This is a genomic window from Pseudescherichia vulneris NBRC 102420 (assembly GCF_000759795.1).
In the GTDB taxonomy this organism is placed as follows: Bacteria; Pseudomonadota; Gammaproteobacteria; order Enterobacterales; family Enterobacteriaceae; genus Pseudescherichia; species Pseudescherichia vulneris.
The window spans coordinates 1-14,537 of the sequence record NZ_BBMZ01000042.1 but is presented as its reverse complement, the minus strand read 5'-3'; the positions used below and the strand labels follow the sequence as shown (position 1 = coordinate 14,537).

Sequence of the window (14,537 nt, the reverse complement as noted above, 5' to 3'; positions counted from 1 at the left end):
TTTTTTACAGGCCTAAAACCAGCTGCCTTTCAAGCTGTGGATCGAGCAGCGTCACATGCAGCCCCACCAGCCGCACGCCGCGTTCGCCCCGCCGCTCATCCCACACATTGCGGGCAGTGGCGATCAGATCCTCTTTATTCAGCTGCGGCCAGACGTGCTCCTGCGTCGTCTGCTGGAAATCGTTAAACTTAAGCTTCACTCCCTGGCGAGCAATCAGCAGATCCGGCTTAACGGCGGCCAGCCGCCGCTCCAGCTCCGGGTAGAGACGCTCAATAATCGCCACGCACTCCTCCCACTCGTGAATATCCTCTGCCAGCGTACGCTCCACGCCTACCGACTTACGCAGCCGCTCGCCGGTGATCTCCCGCTCGTCGATCCCCTGGCTGCGCTCCCATAGCACGCGGCCAAACTTACCGAAGCGCTTGAGGAGCATGGCGAGATCGCTCTTCTGCACGTCCTCGCAGGTGCGCAGTCCGAGCGTCTCCAGCTTTGCAGCCGAGACCTTACCCACGCCGGGGATCTTCGCCAGCGGCAGCGTCTTGAGGAAGGCGGGCACCTCGTCCGGGGTAATGACGTACTGACCGTTGGGCTTGTTCAGGTCAGAGGCGATCTTGGCCAGAAACTTAACCGGCGCAACGCCCGCCGAGGCGGTGAGCTGCAGCTCGTTGAAGATACTCTGGCGGATCTCCTGGGCCATCAGGGTGGCCGAGCCGTGACAGTGCACGCTGTCGGTCACGTCGAGAAAGGCTTCATCCAATGAGAGGGGTTCAATGCGCGAGGTGTAGCGGGAGAAGATGGCCTGAATATGGCGCGAGGCTTCTTTATAGGCATCGAAGCGCCCCGGCAGCAGAGTGAGATGCGGGCAGAGCTTGAGCGCCATTCCGGTAGGCATCGCGCTGCGTACGCCAAACTTGCGCGCCGGGTAGTTGGCGGTGCTGATGACGCCCCGGCGCTCGCGGCTTCCGCCGATGGCGATAGGGATATCTCGCAGGGCGGGATTGTCGCGCATCTCAACCGCTGCGAAAAAGCAGTCCATATCAACATGTATTATTTTTCGCATGTGCTTAGTTTGCCTGGGAAGTCTCTGCCCTCACTGGATAAGTATACAGCCTTTGCCGATGAAATGAGAAGCACCGCTTATGCACAAGCTTAGCCAACGCCCTTAAATAGCGATATGATGGGGGCTGAGCAAAACAATTTGTAAACTCCGCATGGCGGGCTTGCGAAAAAATATGGGGGTGATAATGTGAGCGCTCCTAATACAGATTAGTCTGATTTCGGATCTCTTTTGCCGTCCTGGCAATATGGTAACCGCTTTATCAAGGAACAAGTAGTATGCGCATAATCGCATTATTCATTGCGATGCTTACAATACCGTGCATCTCGTTTGCCGGCCTGCTCAGCAGCAACAGCTCAACAACGCCCGTTAGTAAAGAATATAAGCAGCAGTTAATGGGCTCTCCGGTCTATATCCAGATCTTTAAGGAAGAGCGCACGCTTGAGCTGTACGTCAAGATGGGCGAGCAGTACCAGCTGATGGATAGCTACAAGATCTGTAACTACTCCGGCGGCCTCGGTCCGAAACAGCGTCAGGGCGATTTCAAAAGTCCGGAAGGGTTCTATACCGTTCAGCGCAGCCAGCTTAAGCCAGATAGCCGCTTCTATAAGGCGATCAACATCGGCTTCCCTAATGCCTACGATCGCTCGCACGGCTATGAAGGAAAATACCTGATGATCCACGGGGCATGTGTTTCGGTGGGCTGCTACGCCATGACCGATAACGGCATCGATGAGATCTTCCAGTTCGTCACTGGCGCACTGGTGTTTGGCCAGCAAGGCGTGCAGGTAAGCATCTATCCGTTCCGCATGACCGACGCCAACATGGCGCGTCACAAGAACTCATACTATGCAGACTTCTGGAAGCAGCTGAAGCCTGGCTATGACTACTTTAATACCCTCCACCAGCCGCCGGTCGTTTCGGTGGTGGATGGTCGTTACGTGGTGAGCAAGCCGCTTAACAACAGCGGCGCGATCCAGCCTCAGCTGGCATCAAACTACACGCTCCCCGAGACAAAATAGCACCCACTCCCCTGGCATGATCTTGTGCCAAGTTTCATTGCCGGTCAGCGGCTGGGTAGCAATCACAGAAACCACGTCATTCGGCGTGGTTTCTTTTTGAAAGTCGATCTCAACATCCTGATCCAGCAGCTTGGCTACGCCAAACGGCGCTCTGCGGGTGATCCAGAACAGATTCGTTGAGCAGAACGCCATCACGTAGCGTCCGTCCGACAACAGCATATTGAACACGCCCTTCTCACGCAGCTCCCCTGCCAGCGAGGCAATGTACTTAAACACCGCCGCCATATTGCCCGGCGTGCGCGGATAGCGCGCGGTGAGCTTATGCAGCAGCCAGCAAAACGCCTTCTCGCTGTCGGTCTCGCCAACCGGACGGAAGTTGCCGGTCTCCAGCGTTTTATACCCCGTCAGCTGGCCGTTATGGGCATAGGTCCAGTTGCGTCCCCACAGCTCGCGGGTAAAAGGGTGGGTATTCTCCAGCGACACCTCTCCCCGGTTGGCCTGGCGTATATGGGCCACCACCGAACACGATTTGATCGGGTAGTCCTGAACCAGTTTCGCTATCGGAGAGTTGTAGCTGGGCTGTGGATCTTTGAACGTGCGACAGCCTTTGCCCTCGTAAAAGGTGATGCCCCAGCCGTCTTTGTGCGGCCCGGTTCCCCCACCCCGCTGAACCAGCCCGGTAAAACTAAAGCAAATATCGGTAGGCACATTGGCGCTCATCCCGAGCAGTTCGCACATACAACACCTCCACAGCTTATCGGGGGCCCCGCCCCCGTACGACGTCTTAAGCCTTCACCATCTCTTTTTCAATCAGCTGAATCAAGATGTGGATCACTTTGATATGAATTTCCTGAATACGGTCGGCGTAGCCAAAGTGCGGAACGCGGATCTCAATGTCGGCGCTGCCAGCCATTTTGCCGCCATCTTTGCCGGTCAGGGTGATGACCTTCATCCCTTTCGCGCGCGCAGCGTCGATTGCCTTGATAACGTTGCCGGAGTTGCCGGAGGTGGAGATGCCCAGCAGCACGTCGCCTTCACGGCCTACCGCTTCTACATAGCGGGAGAAGATATAGTCGTAGCCAAAGTCGTTACCGACGCAAGAGATGTGGCTGACGTCAGAGATAGCGATGGCCGGGTAGCCCGGACGGTTCTCACGGTAGCGACCGGTCAGCTCTTCGGCAAAATGCATCGCATCACAGTGTGAACCGCCGTTGCCGCAGGAGAGCACTTTGCCACCGGCTTTGAAGCTGTCGGCCAGCAGTACCGCGGCGCGCTGGATAGCGTGAATATTGGCGTCATCCTGCAGAAAGTTAGCCAGCGTCTCCGCCGCTTCATTCAGTTCGTTACGAATCAGATCCTGGTACATAAGATGTCCTTCGAATAGATGAATTTTACGTGCGCAGTTTACCGGATAGCACCACACGCGAGAAGCTAAAGCCATACATATCACCGGGCGTTTTAGGTATCCGTGCTCTCATCATCACCAACAATGTGAACCAGGTTGTAATTACTTTGTAAACACATTGCTAAATATAGTGGCATCCACTACAACAATAACATCTAAAGTGGTCAGACCTCCTACAAGCCAGGGAGCAATTGTTTATGATGATTTTGAGTCTTATCGCAACAGTCGTATTGATTGGCGCACTGTTCTACCACCGCGTCAGCCTGTTTTTAAGTAGCCTGATCCTGCTGGCCTGGACCGCCGCGCTTGGCGTTTCTGGCCTGTGGTCCATCTGGGTGCTGGTCCCGCTCGCCATTATCCTCGTACCGTTTAATCTGCCCGCCATGCGTAAATCGATGATCTCCGCCCCGGCGTTTCGCGGCTTCCGCAAAGTGATGCCGCCAATGTCGCGCACCGAGAAAGAGGCCATTGACGCCGGGACAACCTGGTGGGAAGGCGATCTGTTCCGTGGTAATCCGGACTGGAAAAAGCTGCATAGCTATCCGCAGCCGCGCCTGACGGCCGAAGAGCAGGCGTTTATCGACGGGCCGGTGGAAGAGGCCTGCCGCATGGCAAATGATTTTCAGATCACCCATGAGATGGCCGACCTGCCTCCCGAACTGTGGGCGTATCTGAAAGAGCATCGCTTCTTTGCGATGATCATCAAAAAAGAGTACGGCGGCCTTGAGTTCTCGGCCTATGCCCAGTCTCGCGTGCTGCAGAAGCTCTCAGGCGTCTCCGGTATTCTGGCCATCACCGTCGGCGTGCCTAACTCTTTAGGCCCGGGCGAACTGCTGCAACACTACGGCACCGAAGAGCAGAAAAACCATTACCTGCCGCGCCTGGCCCGCGGGGACGAGATCCCTTGCTTTGCGCTGACCAGCCCGGAAGCGGGTTCCGATGCCGGTGCTATCCCGGATACCGGCGTGGTGTGCATGGGCGAGTGGCAGGGCGAGCAGGTGCTCGGTATGCGCCTGACCTGGAACAAACGCTATATCACGCTGGCCCCTATCGCGACCGTACTGGGTCTGGCGTTTAAACTCTCTGACCCGGAAAAACTGCTGGGCGGCGACAAAGAGCTGGGCATTACCTGTGCTTTGATCCCCACCAGCACGCCTGGCGTGGAGATTGGCCGTCGTCACTTCCCGCTTAACGTTCCGTTCCAGAACGGTCCAACCCGTGGTCAGGATATCTTTGTGCCGATTGACTACATCATCGGCGGGCCAAAAATGGCCGGCCAGGGCTGGCGGATGCTGGTGGAATGTCTGTCAGTGGGTCGCGGCATTACCCTGCCGTCTAACTCTACCGGTGGCCTGAAGTCTGCGGCGATGGGTATCGGCGCTTACGCCCACATTCGTCGCCAGTTCCGCATTGCTATCGGCAAGATGGAAGGGATCGAGGAGCCGCTGGCGCGCATTGCCGGTAACGCCTACGTGATGGATGCCGCTGCGTCGCTGATCACCTACGCTATCGTGCTCGGTGAAAAACCGGCGGTGCTCTCAGCTATCGTCAAATATCACTGTACCCACCGTGGTCAGCAGTCGATTATTGATGCTATGGATATCGCCGGCGGCAAAGGCATTATGCTCGGCGAGGGCAACTTCCTTGCCCGTAACTATCAGGGTGCACCGATCGCGATTACCGTGGAAGGGGCCAACATCCTTACCCGCAGCATGATGATCTTTGGCCAGGGGGCGATCCGCTGCCACCCTTACGTGCTGGATGAGATGGCCGCTGCCCAGAGCAACGACCTTAATGCCTTCGATAAGCTGCTGTTCAAACACATCGGCCACGTGGGCAGCAACACGGTGCGCAGCTTCTGGCTTGGCCTGACTCGCGGCCTGACCAGCAGCACACCAACCGGAGATGCAACCCGCCGCTACTATCAGCATCTTAACCGCTTGAGCGCCAACCTGGCGATGCTGTCGGATATCTCGATGGCGGTGCTGGGCGGCAGCCTGAAACGTCGGGAGCGTATCTCGGCACGTCTGGGAGATATTCTGAGCCAGATCTTCCTCGCCAGCGCGACGCTGAAACGCTACGACGACGAAGGCCGCCACGAAGCCGATCTGCCGCTGGTTCACTGGGGCGTGCAGGATGCGATCTATAAAGCAGAGCAGGCGATGGACGACCTGCTGGCAAACTTCCCGAACCGTGGCGTTGCTGCCCTGCTCCGCGCGACCATCTTCCCTACCGGGCGTCACTATCTTGCCCCGTCGGACAAGCTGGACCATGCCGTGGCGAAGATCCTGCAAACGCCGTGTGCCACCCGCTCCCGCATTGGCCGTGGTCAGTACCTGACCGCCAGCGAGCATAACCCGGTTGGCTTGCTGGAAGACGCCCTGCTGGACGTGATGGCTGCGGATCCGATCCATCAGCGCATCTGTAAAGAGTTCGGTAAGAACCTGCCGTTTACCCGTCTTGACGCGCTGGCCAACGAGGCGCTGGATAAAGGGATCATCAGTGCTGACGAAGCGCGGATCCTGACCAAAGCCGAAGAGAGCCGCCTGCGCAGTATCAACGTGGATGATTTTGAGGCAGACGCGCTGGCAACCCAGCCGGTCAAGCCCCTGCTCCCTATGCTGCCGGAAAAAGTGCGTAAAATCGAAGCCGCTTAACCTTATCTTTGCTGCAACCGACCCTGCCTCCGGGCAGGGTTTTTTATTGCCACACATTCACGTTTTGCCGTGGTAGAGTGTTCGGACGCTACAAAAATGGGGAGACTCATCGTGCCTGGTTTTAAAATTACGCTGTTGCAACAGCCGCTGGTCTGGATGGATGGTCCGGCTAATCTGCGGCACTTCGATCGCCAACTGGAAACGATTATCGGGCGCGACGTTATCGTTCTACCGGAGATGTTCACGACGGGTTTTGCTATGCAGGCTGCACAGCAGTCGCTGCCGCAGAGTGAAGTCGTTGCATGGATGCAGGCCAAAGCGCAGCAGACGAATGCTCTGGTGGCCGGTAGCGCAGCGCTGCAGAGCGAGCGCGGGCCGGTAAACCGCTTCCTGCTGGTTGAGCCGGAGGGCAAGGTGCACAGCTATGATAAGCGTCACCTGTTCCGCATGGCCGATGAGCATCACCACTACGAGGCCGGTACCGAGCGCGTGGTCTTTGAGTGGCGCGGCTGGCGCATTCTGCCTCTGGTCTGCTATGACCTGCGCTTCCCGGTCTGGTCACGCAACCGCAACGACTACGACCTGGCCCTGTACGTCGCCAACTGGCCAGCGCCGCGTTCGCTGCACTGGCAGGCGCTGCTGGTGGCACGCGCCATTGAGAATCAGGCCTACGTTGCAGGCTGTAACCGCGTCGGCACTGACGGTAACGGGCATCACTATCGCGGCGACAGTCGCATTATCAGCCCGCAGGGTGAAATCCTCGCGACCGCCGAGCCGCATCAGGCCACGCGTATCGATGCCGAGCTGTCGCTGGCCGCGCTGAACGATTATCGCGAAAAGTTCCCGGCCTGGCAGGATGCCGATCCCTTTACGCTGGAGAAGTGATGTCACTCACGGGTGCGAAATCGCCCGTTTGAAAAGCAAAAACGACGAAGGCCTGAATCATTGCTGAATCAGGCCTTCTGAATAGTGGCGGAACGGACGGGACTCGAACCCGCGACCCCCTGCGTGACAGGCAGGTATTCTAACCGACTGAACTACCGCTCCGCGTTGTGTTCCCTGGGGAACGAGGCGAATATTACGTATTGCCTCGCACGCCGTCAACGCTTTTTCACGGCTTTTGAATCGTTTGCTGCAAAAATCGCCCGGGCGCTGTTTTTATCCACAAAACAAGAGGTTTCAGGCCCGCCACAGGCACGAACCGCCCTTCTTCTGCACCAGATCAAGACGCGACTCATGCGCCATCACTTCTTCATCGCTGGCTAGCACCACGCGGAGCGAATTGGCCCGGCGCACAACGCGCTGAATAGTGGCCTCACCCTGCGCCTGCTGGTTTTCACCCTCAACGGAGAACGCCATTGCAGTCTGCCCACCCGTCATCATTAAGAAGACGTCGGCGAGGATCTGGGCATCGAGCAGCGCCCCGTGCAGCGTTCGCTTGCTGTTATCTATCTCATAGCGTGAGCAGAGCGCATCCAGACTGTTACGCTTGCCGGGGAACATCTTCCTTGCCATCGCCAGGCTATCGGTCACCTTACAGAAAGTGTCCGTTTTAGGAATGCCCCGGTTCAGCTTGCTGAACTCATAGTCCATAAAGCCAATATCAAACGAGGCATTGTGGATCACCAGCTCAGCGCCGCGAATATAGTCGATAAACTCATCGGCGACGTCGCTGAACAGCGGCTTATCCAGCAAAAACTCATCTGCAATCCCGTGCACGCCAAAGGCTTCCGGATCTACCAGCCGATCCGGCTTGAGATAGACGTGGAAGTTATTGCCGGTCAGGCGACGGTTGATCACCTCTACCGCGCCGATTTCAATAATCTTATGTCCTTCATAGTGGGCACCGATCTGGTTCATACCGGTGGTTTCCGTATCAAGGACGATCTGTCGTGTAATTGCAGTGCTCATAGCGGTCATTTATGTCAGACTTGTCGTTTTACGTCGATTTCAACTACAGGAAGTCTACCAGAGATGCTCAAACAGGTAGAAATTTTCACCGATGGATCTTGCTTAGGTAACCCAGGACCAGGCGGCTACGGCGCTATTTTACGCTATCAACAGCATGAAAGAACCTTCAGTGAAGGATATCGTCTTACGACCAACAACCGGATGGAGCTGATGGCGGCCATCGTCTCTCTTGAGGCGCTGAAAGAGCACTGCGAAGTGGTGTTAAGCACCGATAGCCAGTACGTCCGCCAGGGGATCACCCAGTGGATCCACAACTGGAAAAAGCGCGGCTGGAAAACGGCCGAGAAAAAACCGGTAAAGAATGTCGATCTCTGGAAGCGGCTGGATGCGGCACTCAGCCAGCACCAGATCCGCTGGGAGTGGGTTAAAGGCCACGCGGGTCATCCGGAAAACGAACGCTGCGACGAGCTGGCCCGCAGCGCAGCGATGAATCCAACCCAGGAAGACGTAGGCTATCAGCCCGAGAGCTAATCAGGGTTTGCGGTACTGGCGCGTTGCGCCAACCGCCTGAGGCACGCGTGCTTTTGCTTTGCTCTGCTTCATCGGGTTGAGCGTCAGAGGGATAGTCCGCTTGCGGGCAACAATAAGCTGCATACAGCCCAGCGCCGGCAGATGGGTAGTGAGCACTTTTCCCCCCTGCCGGGTCCAGGGCAGCACCTGAAAACCACTATGGTGCACGACTTCGAAGTTGAGCAGCGATAGCCAGTCGAGCTGGCGCATCATGGTAAACATCCGGCTGCGGTAGACCGCTGACTGACGCCTGATGGGCAGTGCCTTGCGAAGTCCAAGCAGGCTGACAGGATTAAACCCGCTCAGTATCAGCCAGCCATCGTCAATCAACACGCGATCGGCCTCATTTAACAGGCGATGGGGATCCGGGCACCAGCTCAAGGTATGGGCCAGCAGACAGGCATCCACGGATTTATTCTCAAAGGGAAGATGCAGCGGATCGGCTCTGACCTGCGCAGGCTCACCCTGCAATGAGACATTAACCTGATGCGAGATAGCGCAGCTTTCAGCATTGATTTCCGCGCTGAGATTGCCAATCTTAAGCAGGTGAAATCCATAGATCTTTGCGAACCAGGGCTTAAGCTGCTGTTCCAGCGCCTCGCGGTAGTATTCGCCACGGGAAAACTCAGCCCAGTGGGCGGGTGCTGAGAACGTTCGAGGTATCCTTGCCGGTTTCATCACAACCTTCCGCTACGCTTTGAGAGGTATTATATGAATCTTAACAGTATTCCCGCATTTCAGGATAACTACATCTGGGTGTTAAGCAATGACCAAGGTCACTGTGTGATTGTCGATCCGGGCGAAGCGGCTCCGGTGCTTAAGGCGATTACAGAAAACCAGTGGCAGCCTACAGCAATTCTGCTCACTCACCACCACCACGATCACGTTGGCGGCGTGAAAGAACTCCGCCAGCACTTCCCGGACATAGTGGTATATGGGCCGGAAGAGACACGAGATAAAGGGGCAACGAAATGCGTAGTCGAGGGTGATAAGCTCACTCTTTTGGGCTACGAATTTTCTGTTTTTGCGACACCGGGTCATACATTAGGCCACATCTCTTACTACACAATTCCTTACCTTTTTTGCGGCGACACGCTGTTCTCAGGCGGCTGTGGCCGACTTTTCGAAGGTACTGCGGATCAGATGTATCAATCTTTTCAGAAAATTAACGCGCTTCCCGACGAAACGGTTATATGTTGCGCGCACGAATATACATTAGCGAATATGAAGTTTGCCCAGCATATTCTGCCCGGTGATGCGGCTATTGAGGATTATCTTAATAAAGTGAAGCAGTTACGGGCAAAAAACCATCCAACGTTGCCCGTTACGCTGCAAAATGAGCGCCGGATTAATGTTTTTTTACGCACTGAAGATCCTGATTTGATTAGCGTTATCGACAAAGAAACAAATTTGCAACAGCCTAATACGCGTTTTGCATGGTTGAGGTCAAAGAAAGACGCTTTCTGAAATTTCATACTTGTCATCTGGATCCTTCGCCGTTATGATTGCTCGTCTTTTAAGCAACTATTGACTCACACACATGAAGGCACAAGCGATATTACTCGCCTCTGTCCTGCTTGTGGGTTGCCAGGCGTCTAATCACGACGGCAACGTACAACAGCACGCACAGAGCCTTTCTGCAGCTAGTCAAGGGGAAGCAGGGACGTTTACAAGTCAGGCGCGGTGGATGGACGATGGAACATCCCTCGCGCAGGATCAGGACTTGTGGGCTTCCATTGGCGACGAGCTAAAGATGGGAATTCCGGAAAATGACCGGATTCGCGAACAGAAACAGAAGTATTTAAGCAACAAGAGCTATCTCCACGATGTAACTTTACGGGCAGAGCCGTATATGTACTGGATAGCAGGGCAAGTTAAGAAACGTAACATGCCCATGGAACTGGTACTACTACCCATAGTGGAGAGCGCTTTTAACCCGCACGCGACGTCTGGTGCCAATGCCGCAGGCATTTGGCAGATCATTCCGAGCACGGGGCGCAACTACGGTTTGAAACAGACTCGCACTTACGATGCGCGTCGTGACGTTGTGGCATCGACTACGGCCGCACTCGACATGATGCAGCGTCTTAACCGCATGTTTGACGGCGACTGGCTGTTGACGGTGGCTGCCTATAACAGCGGCGAAGGGCGTGTCATGAAGGCAATAAAAGCGAATAAATCGCGCGGGAAACCTACCGATTTCTGGTCGCTGTCACTGCCTCAGGAAACGAAAATTTACGTGCCAAAAATGCTGGCCTTGAGCGATATTCTCAAGAACAGCAAGCGCTACGGTGTTCGTCTGCCTACGCCTGACGACAGCCGCGCCCTGGCTCGCGTTCGGCTAAACAGTCCGGTTGGCATGAGCCAGCTGGCGGATATGGCTGGCATGCCGGTAAGCAAGCTGAAAACCTTTAACGCTGGCGTTAAGGGCTCAACGCTGGGCTCCGGTGGACCGCAGTATGTGATGGTGCCGCAGAAGCACGCCGATCAACTGCGTGAATCGCTGGCCTCGGGTGAAATCGCTGCCGTACAGCCGACGCTGATGGCGGATAACACCCCGCTGACCAGCCGCAGCTATAAGGTACGTTCTGGCGATACGCTTTCCGGTATTGCTTCACGCCTCGGCGTGAGCGCTAAGGATCTCCAGCAGTGGAATAGCCTGCGCGGTTCAACCCTGAAGGTTGGCCAGAGCCTGACCGTTGGTGCAGGCAGCAGCGCGCAGCGTCTTGCCAGCAACAGCGATAGCGTTAAGTATCGCGTGCGTAAAGGTGATTCGCTCTCCAGTATTGCGAAAGATTACGGCGTAAATATTAAGGATGTTATGCGCTGGAATGACGGTACGGATAACCTGCAGCCAGGCGATCAGCTCACGCTGTTTGTGAAAGATAGCGCCACACCAGACTCCTGATCATCGAACCGTTTCACATAAAAAAGCACCGTCTCCCCCGGTGCTTTTTTTATTGCTGTTTGCGTAAGTTAGCGTTTTTTCGCCTCAATAAACACCGTATCGCTGGTAAAAGAGCCGTCCTCTTGCAGCTCGAAGTAGGCTTTTACCGCCTGCGATGCGCTGTCCTGATAGAGCCGAATTGCCTTGCTCAGCGCATCAGGCGTCCGCATACGGGCGATCCAGGAGGAGAACTCCAGCACCAGCCGATCGGTAACCAAATCGCAAGTAGTGAGCCCCACCTCGTTAATCTGCGCCAGCCACTGGCCGCTAGAGTAGTTGCGCACGTGAGAGGTATCGCGCAGCGCTTCAACCGTTTGCAACCAGATATCACGTACCGGCTCGCCAGGCGACATTACATCCATCAGGAATACCGTTCCGCCAGGTTTCAGGACGCGCTTAATCTCGCGCAGGGCCTGGCCGAGATCCTGCCAGTGGTGCGCTGAATAGCGGCTAATGACTACATCAAAGGTCTCATCGGCGAAGGGTAACTGCTCCGCATAGCCCTGCTGAGTGCTGATATTGCTCAAGCCTTTCTCTTGTGCCGCAGAGGCTACCACCCCCAGCATATCGCTGGAGAGGTCGTATGCCGTTACCTGCCCTACTACAGTCGCGGCGGTAAAGCTGGCGTGCCCTCCGCCACAGCCGACATCTAATACGTGAGCCTGTGGGAAGCGCTGGAGACGATCGCGCAGCCGCTCTAAATCGCGGCCTACGGCATGTACGGCGCTGGTTAAGTAGGCGCTTGCCTGGGAGCCAAACTGATCTTCGACGTTATCATGATGGGATTTTGCTGCCATTGTGCTGTCCTTTTAGGTTAAGTGAAAAAGAGGGCAGCACCCGTTTAGGCCTGCCCTACGGCAGACCTGACGCACCACTATTTATCAGGCTTGCCGGGACTGAATTCAACGAGTAGCGGGTTGTGATCGGAGGCGCGCGTGACCAGCACTGAAGCTTCGCTCACGTTCAGACCACGATAGAAGATAAAGTCGAGCGGACGACCAAACGCCCGGCGGCGGTTGTCATCGGTAAAACGTACCTGACGCAGGGACATCTCCCGGGAGAAGCGATAGAGCGCGTTCATGCGCGGGCGACTCCAGGCATTGAAATCGCCAGCCATGATCACTGGGCCATTATGCTGGGCGATCTGATCCCCAATAGGCAGCAGCTGCTTGCTATAGACATCAACCCCTAGACTAAAGTTAACCGCGTGGACGTTGACGACCATCAACAGCCGTCCGTCAGGAAGAGGATAGACCGTCACCAGAGCCGACTTTGCCAGCCGCAGGATCGGCTCACGTTCGCGTAACGGGCAGCAGTAAACCGGATGGGCCGACGCCAGCGTCATGACCCCAGAGGGATGCTGAGGCAGTACAAAGGCCGGTACCTGATCCGCTGCCAGATAGTTGGTAGTCGCAAAGCGAATAAGCTCAGGCGTGGTTTGCGCCTCCTGCAGCAGTACGAGGTGGGCATTTTTACCGAAGTTCTGCAACACTGACTGCCACTCTGCACGCTGCTGCTTGAAGATGTTCCACACCAGGACGCGGATGTTCTCTTCCTGGCTCAGCGGCGCGCCTGGGGGCGATGCCTGGCCAATGGTCGCGAATGACCCGGGCGGCAGGATCCGCTCGGCGGGTTGTCCTGCGATATAGCGCATGGCATGGGTATGTTTTCGCACTTTGGGCTTCTTACCTCTGTAACCTGTTTACCCTGGATACCAGGGCCACTCTCTCTGTTATAGGGATTTTAGCGCACACTTTCAACGCTGCATGTAAAAACAGATGTTTTGCTAAGGGAGTGACACTTCATGCTGGCACGTGGTTAAATAACAAAAATCGATAAAATGCGGATAAAATTTTGCTACAGGTGCAAAAATGAAGGCAACATCAGAAGAGCTGGCTATATTTGTCGCGGTGGTGGAGAGCGGAAGCTTTAGCCGTGCCGCTGAGCAGCTTGGGCAAGCCAATTCGGCCGTTAGCCGGGCGGTAAAGAAGCTGGAGACCAAGCTGGGCGTGAGCTTGCTTAACCGCACGACGCGCCAGCTGAGCCTGACCGAGGAAGGCGAGCGCTATTTCCGCCGCGTGCAGCTTATTCTTCAGGAGATGGCGGCAGCAGAAAACGAGGTGATGGAGCATCAGCAAATCCCGCGCGGTCTGCTACGCATCGACGCCGCGACGCCCGTTGTGCTGCATTTTCTCATGCCGATGATTAAGCCGTTTCGAGAGCGTTATCCGGAAGTGACGCTCTCGCTGGTTTCGTCAGAAACCTTTATTAATCTGATCGAGCGGAAAGTGGACGTTGCTATTCGCGTTGGCACGCTGACCGACTCCAGCCTGCGCGCCCGGCCACTGTTTAAAAGCTCTCGCAGGATGATCGCCTCCCCTGCCTATCTGGCTAAATACGGTACGCCAAAGACCGTTGAGGATCTTGAACATCATATCTGCATGGGTTTTACCGAGCCTGTTTCGCTTAATACCTGGCCGATTGCCTGTGAAGATGGACAGCTATATGAAATTAGTAGCGGCATTACCTCTAACAGCGGCGAAACGCTGAAATATCTTTGTCTTTCCGGGAATGGTATTGCCTGTCTGTCTGACTATATGACGGATAAGGAGATTGCCAGCGGCGAGCTGGTCGAAGTGCTGGCGGATAAGCGTCTGTCGGTAGAGATGCCGTTCAGCGCGGTTTACTACAGCGACCGAGCAGTCAGCACGCGTATCCGTGCCTTCGTCGACTTTCTCAGCGAATACGTGAAGCAGCGTCAGCAGCCGTGAAGTCGGCGGTTTCGCTGTAAATAGCAGGCAAAAAAAAACCGTATCTCGTGAGAGATACGGCTTCTTAAATAAGTGGCGGAACGGACGGGACTCGAACCCGCGACCCCCTGCGTGACAGGCAGGTATTCTAACCGACTGAACTACCGCTCCACCGAATTTTTCTACAACTACCGGTTTGATGCCCCGGTTTACTGCTT

At 55.7% G+C, this 14,537-nt stretch carries 14 protein-coding genes and 2 tRNA genes; 7 read left to right on the top strand and 9 right to left on the bottom strand.

Going from position 1 to position 14,537, the window contains the following annotated elements:
* Positions 1-4: 4 nt before the first annotated feature.
* Positions 5-1,060: a DNA polymerase IV gene (dinB, locus tag EV102420_RS20640; RefSeq protein WP_042396153.1), complete on the bottom strand. Its 1,056-nt coding sequence runs from the start codon at positions 1,058-1,060 to the stop codon at positions 5-7.
* A 275-nt stretch (positions 1,061-1,335) separates the two neighbouring features.
* Between dinB and dpaA the strand changes: the two genes are divergently transcribed.
* Positions 1,336-2,079, top strand: a complete 744-nt coding sequence (gene dpaA / locus EV102420_RS20635) for a peptidoglycan meso-diaminopimelic acid protein amidase (RefSeq protein ID WP_042396152.1) — start codon at positions 1,336-1,338, stop codon at positions 2,077-2,079.
* Here dpaA and EV102420_RS20630 read toward each other — a convergent pair.
* Positions 2,050-2,817 (bottom strand): class II glutamine amidotransferase, encoded by a 768-nt coding sequence (locus tag EV102420_RS20630; protein ID WP_042396149.1) that lies wholly within the window; start codon positions 2,815-2,817, stop codon positions 2,050-2,052. The genes dpaA and EV102420_RS20630 overlap by 30 nt on opposite strands.
* A gap of 46 nt (positions 2,818-2,863) precedes the next feature.
* Complete coding sequence (gene lpcA / locus EV102420_RS20625) at positions 2,864-3,445, bottom strand: D-sedoheptulose 7-phosphate isomerase (RefSeq protein ID WP_042396145.1); 582 nt, start codon at positions 3,443-3,445, stop codon at positions 2,864-2,866.
* A 236-nt stretch (positions 3,446-3,681) separates the two neighbouring features.
* Here lpcA and fadE point away from each other — a divergent pair, with 236 nt between their 5' ends.
* Both fadE and EV102420_RS20615 read left to right on the top strand, forming a co-directional pair.
* Positions 3,682-6,141 carry an acyl-CoA dehydrogenase FadE gene (gene fadE, locus EV102420_RS20620; protein ID WP_042396143.1) on the top strand — a complete coding sequence of 820 codons (2,460 nt, stop codon included), beginning with the start codon at positions 3,682-3,684 and terminating at the stop codon, positions 6,139-6,141.
* 111 nt (positions 6,142-6,252) lie between these two features.
* Positions 6,253-7,026, top strand: coding sequence for an amidohydrolase (locus EV102420_RS20615; RefSeq protein WP_042396140.1), 774 nt, complete (start codon positions 6,253-6,255; stop codon positions 7,024-7,026).
* A gap of 85 nt (positions 7,027-7,111) precedes the next feature.
* Here the strand turns inward: EV102420_RS20615 and EV102420_RS20610 are convergent.
* Positions 7,112-7,188: transfer RNA gene (locus EV102420_RS20610), tRNA-Asp, on the bottom strand.
* 132 nt (positions 7,189-7,320) lie between these two features.
* On the bottom strand, positions 7,321-8,052 hold the full coding sequence (gene dnaQ / locus EV102420_RS20605) for a DNA polymerase III subunit epsilon (RefSeq protein ID WP_042396156.1): 732 nt from the start codon (positions 8,050-8,052) through the stop codon (positions 7,321-7,323).
* A gap of 63 nt (positions 8,053-8,115) precedes the next feature.
* On the opposite strand from dnaQ, the gene rnhA reads away from it, so the two are divergent.
* The gene (rnhA, locus tag EV102420_RS20600; RefSeq protein ID WP_042396136.1) at positions 8,116-8,583 is read left to right on the top strand and encodes a ribonuclease HI; all 468 of its coding nucleotides are present in this window, start codon (positions 8,116-8,118) and stop codon (positions 8,581-8,583) included.
* On the opposite strand, the gene EV102420_RS20595 is transcribed toward rnhA, so the two are convergent.
* Positions 8,584-9,300: a class I SAM-dependent methyltransferase gene (locus EV102420_RS20595; RefSeq protein ID WP_042396133.1), complete on the bottom strand. Its 717-nt coding sequence runs from the start codon at positions 9,298-9,300 to the stop codon at positions 8,584-8,586.
* A 33-nt stretch (positions 9,301-9,333) separates the two neighbouring features.
* Between EV102420_RS20595 and gloB the strand changes: the two genes are divergently transcribed.
* Entirely contained in the window at positions 9,334-10,089 is a 756-nt protein-coding gene (gene gloB / locus EV102420_RS20590; RefSeq protein ID WP_042396130.1) for a hydroxyacylglutathione hydrolase, read from the top strand.
* Between the two features lie 73 nt (positions 10,090-10,162).
* Positions 10,163-11,530: a murein transglycosylase D gene (gene mltD, locus EV102420_RS20585; protein WP_042396128.1), complete on the top strand. Its 1,368-nt coding sequence runs from the start codon at positions 10,163-10,165 to the stop codon at positions 11,528-11,530.
* 68 nt (positions 11,531-11,598) lie between these two features.
* Here the strand turns inward: mltD and EV102420_RS20580 are convergent, their stop codons facing one another.
* Both EV102420_RS20580 and EV102420_RS20575 read right to left on the bottom strand, forming a co-directional pair.
* Positions 11,599-12,366 (bottom strand): class I SAM-dependent methyltransferase, encoded by a 768-nt coding sequence (locus tag EV102420_RS20580; protein WP_042396125.1) that lies wholly within the window; start codon positions 12,364-12,366, stop codon positions 11,599-11,601.
* 77 nt (positions 12,367-12,443) lie between these two features.
* Positions 12,444-13,244 (bottom strand): endonuclease/exonuclease/phosphatase family protein, encoded by an 801-nt coding sequence (locus EV102420_RS20575; protein WP_042396123.1) that lies wholly within the window; start codon positions 13,242-13,244, stop codon positions 12,444-12,446.
* A 196-nt stretch (positions 13,245-13,440) separates the two neighbouring features.
* Here EV102420_RS20575 and yafC point away from each other — a divergent pair, with 196 nt between their 5' ends.
* Positions 13,441-14,340 carry a DNA-binding transcriptional regulator YafC gene (gene yafC, locus EV102420_RS20570; RefSeq protein WP_042396121.1) on the top strand — a complete coding sequence of 300 codons (900 nt, stop codon included), beginning with the start codon at positions 13,441-13,443 and terminating at the stop codon, positions 14,338-14,340.
* A gap of 73 nt (positions 14,341-14,413) precedes the next feature.
* On the opposite strand, the gene EV102420_RS20565 is transcribed toward yafC, so the two are convergent.
* A tRNA-Asp gene (locus tag EV102420_RS20565) sits at positions 14,414-14,490 on the bottom strand.
* Between the last annotated feature and the right edge of the window lie 47 nt (positions 14,491-14,537).

What these genes read in the sequence shown, in the direction of transcription:
- dinB (WP_042396153.1), bottom strand. Translation starts at nt 1,060, where the DNA reads ATGCGAAAAATAATACATGTTGATATGGACTGCTTTTTCGCAGCGGTT.
- dpaA (WP_042396152.1), top strand. Translation starts at nt 1,336, where the DNA reads ATGCGCATAATCGCATTATTCATTGCGATGCTTACAATACCGTGCATC.
- EV102420_RS20630 (WP_042396149.1), bottom strand. Translation starts at nt 2,817, where the DNA reads ATGTGCGAACTGCTCGGGATGAGCGCCAATGTGCCTACCGATATTTGC.
- lpcA (WP_042396145.1), bottom strand. Translation starts at nt 3,445, where the DNA reads ATGTACCAGGATCTGATTCGTAACGAACTGAATGAAGCGGCGGAGACG.
- fadE (WP_042396143.1), top strand. Translation starts at nt 3,682, where the DNA reads ATGATGATTTTGAGTCTTATCGCAACAGTCGTATTGATTGGCGCACTG.
- dnaQ (WP_042396156.1), bottom strand. Translation starts at nt 8,052, where the DNA reads ATGAGCACTGCAATTACACGACAGATCGTCCTTGATACGGAAACCACC.
- rnhA (WP_042396136.1), top strand. Translation starts at nt 8,116, where the DNA reads ATGCTCAAACAGGTAGAAATTTTCACCGATGGATCTTGCTTAGGTAAC.
- EV102420_RS20595 (WP_042396133.1), bottom strand. Translation starts at nt 9,300, where the DNA reads ATGAAACCGGCAAGGATACCTCGAACGTTCTCAGCACCCGCCCACTGG.
- gloB (WP_042396130.1), top strand. Translation starts at nt 9,334, where the DNA reads ATGAATCTTAACAGTATTCCCGCATTTCAGGATAACTACATCTGGGTG.
- mltD (WP_042396128.1), top strand. Translation starts at nt 10,163, where the DNA reads ATGAAGGCACAAGCGATATTACTCGCCTCTGTCCTGCTTGTGGGTTGC.
- EV102420_RS20580 (WP_042396125.1), bottom strand. Translation starts at nt 12,366, where the DNA reads ATGGCAGCAAAATCCCATCATGATAACGTCGAAGATCAGTTTGGCTCC.
- yafC (WP_042396121.1), top strand. Translation starts at nt 13,441, where the DNA reads ATGAAGGCAACATCAGAAGAGCTGGCTATATTTGTCGCGGTGGTGGAG.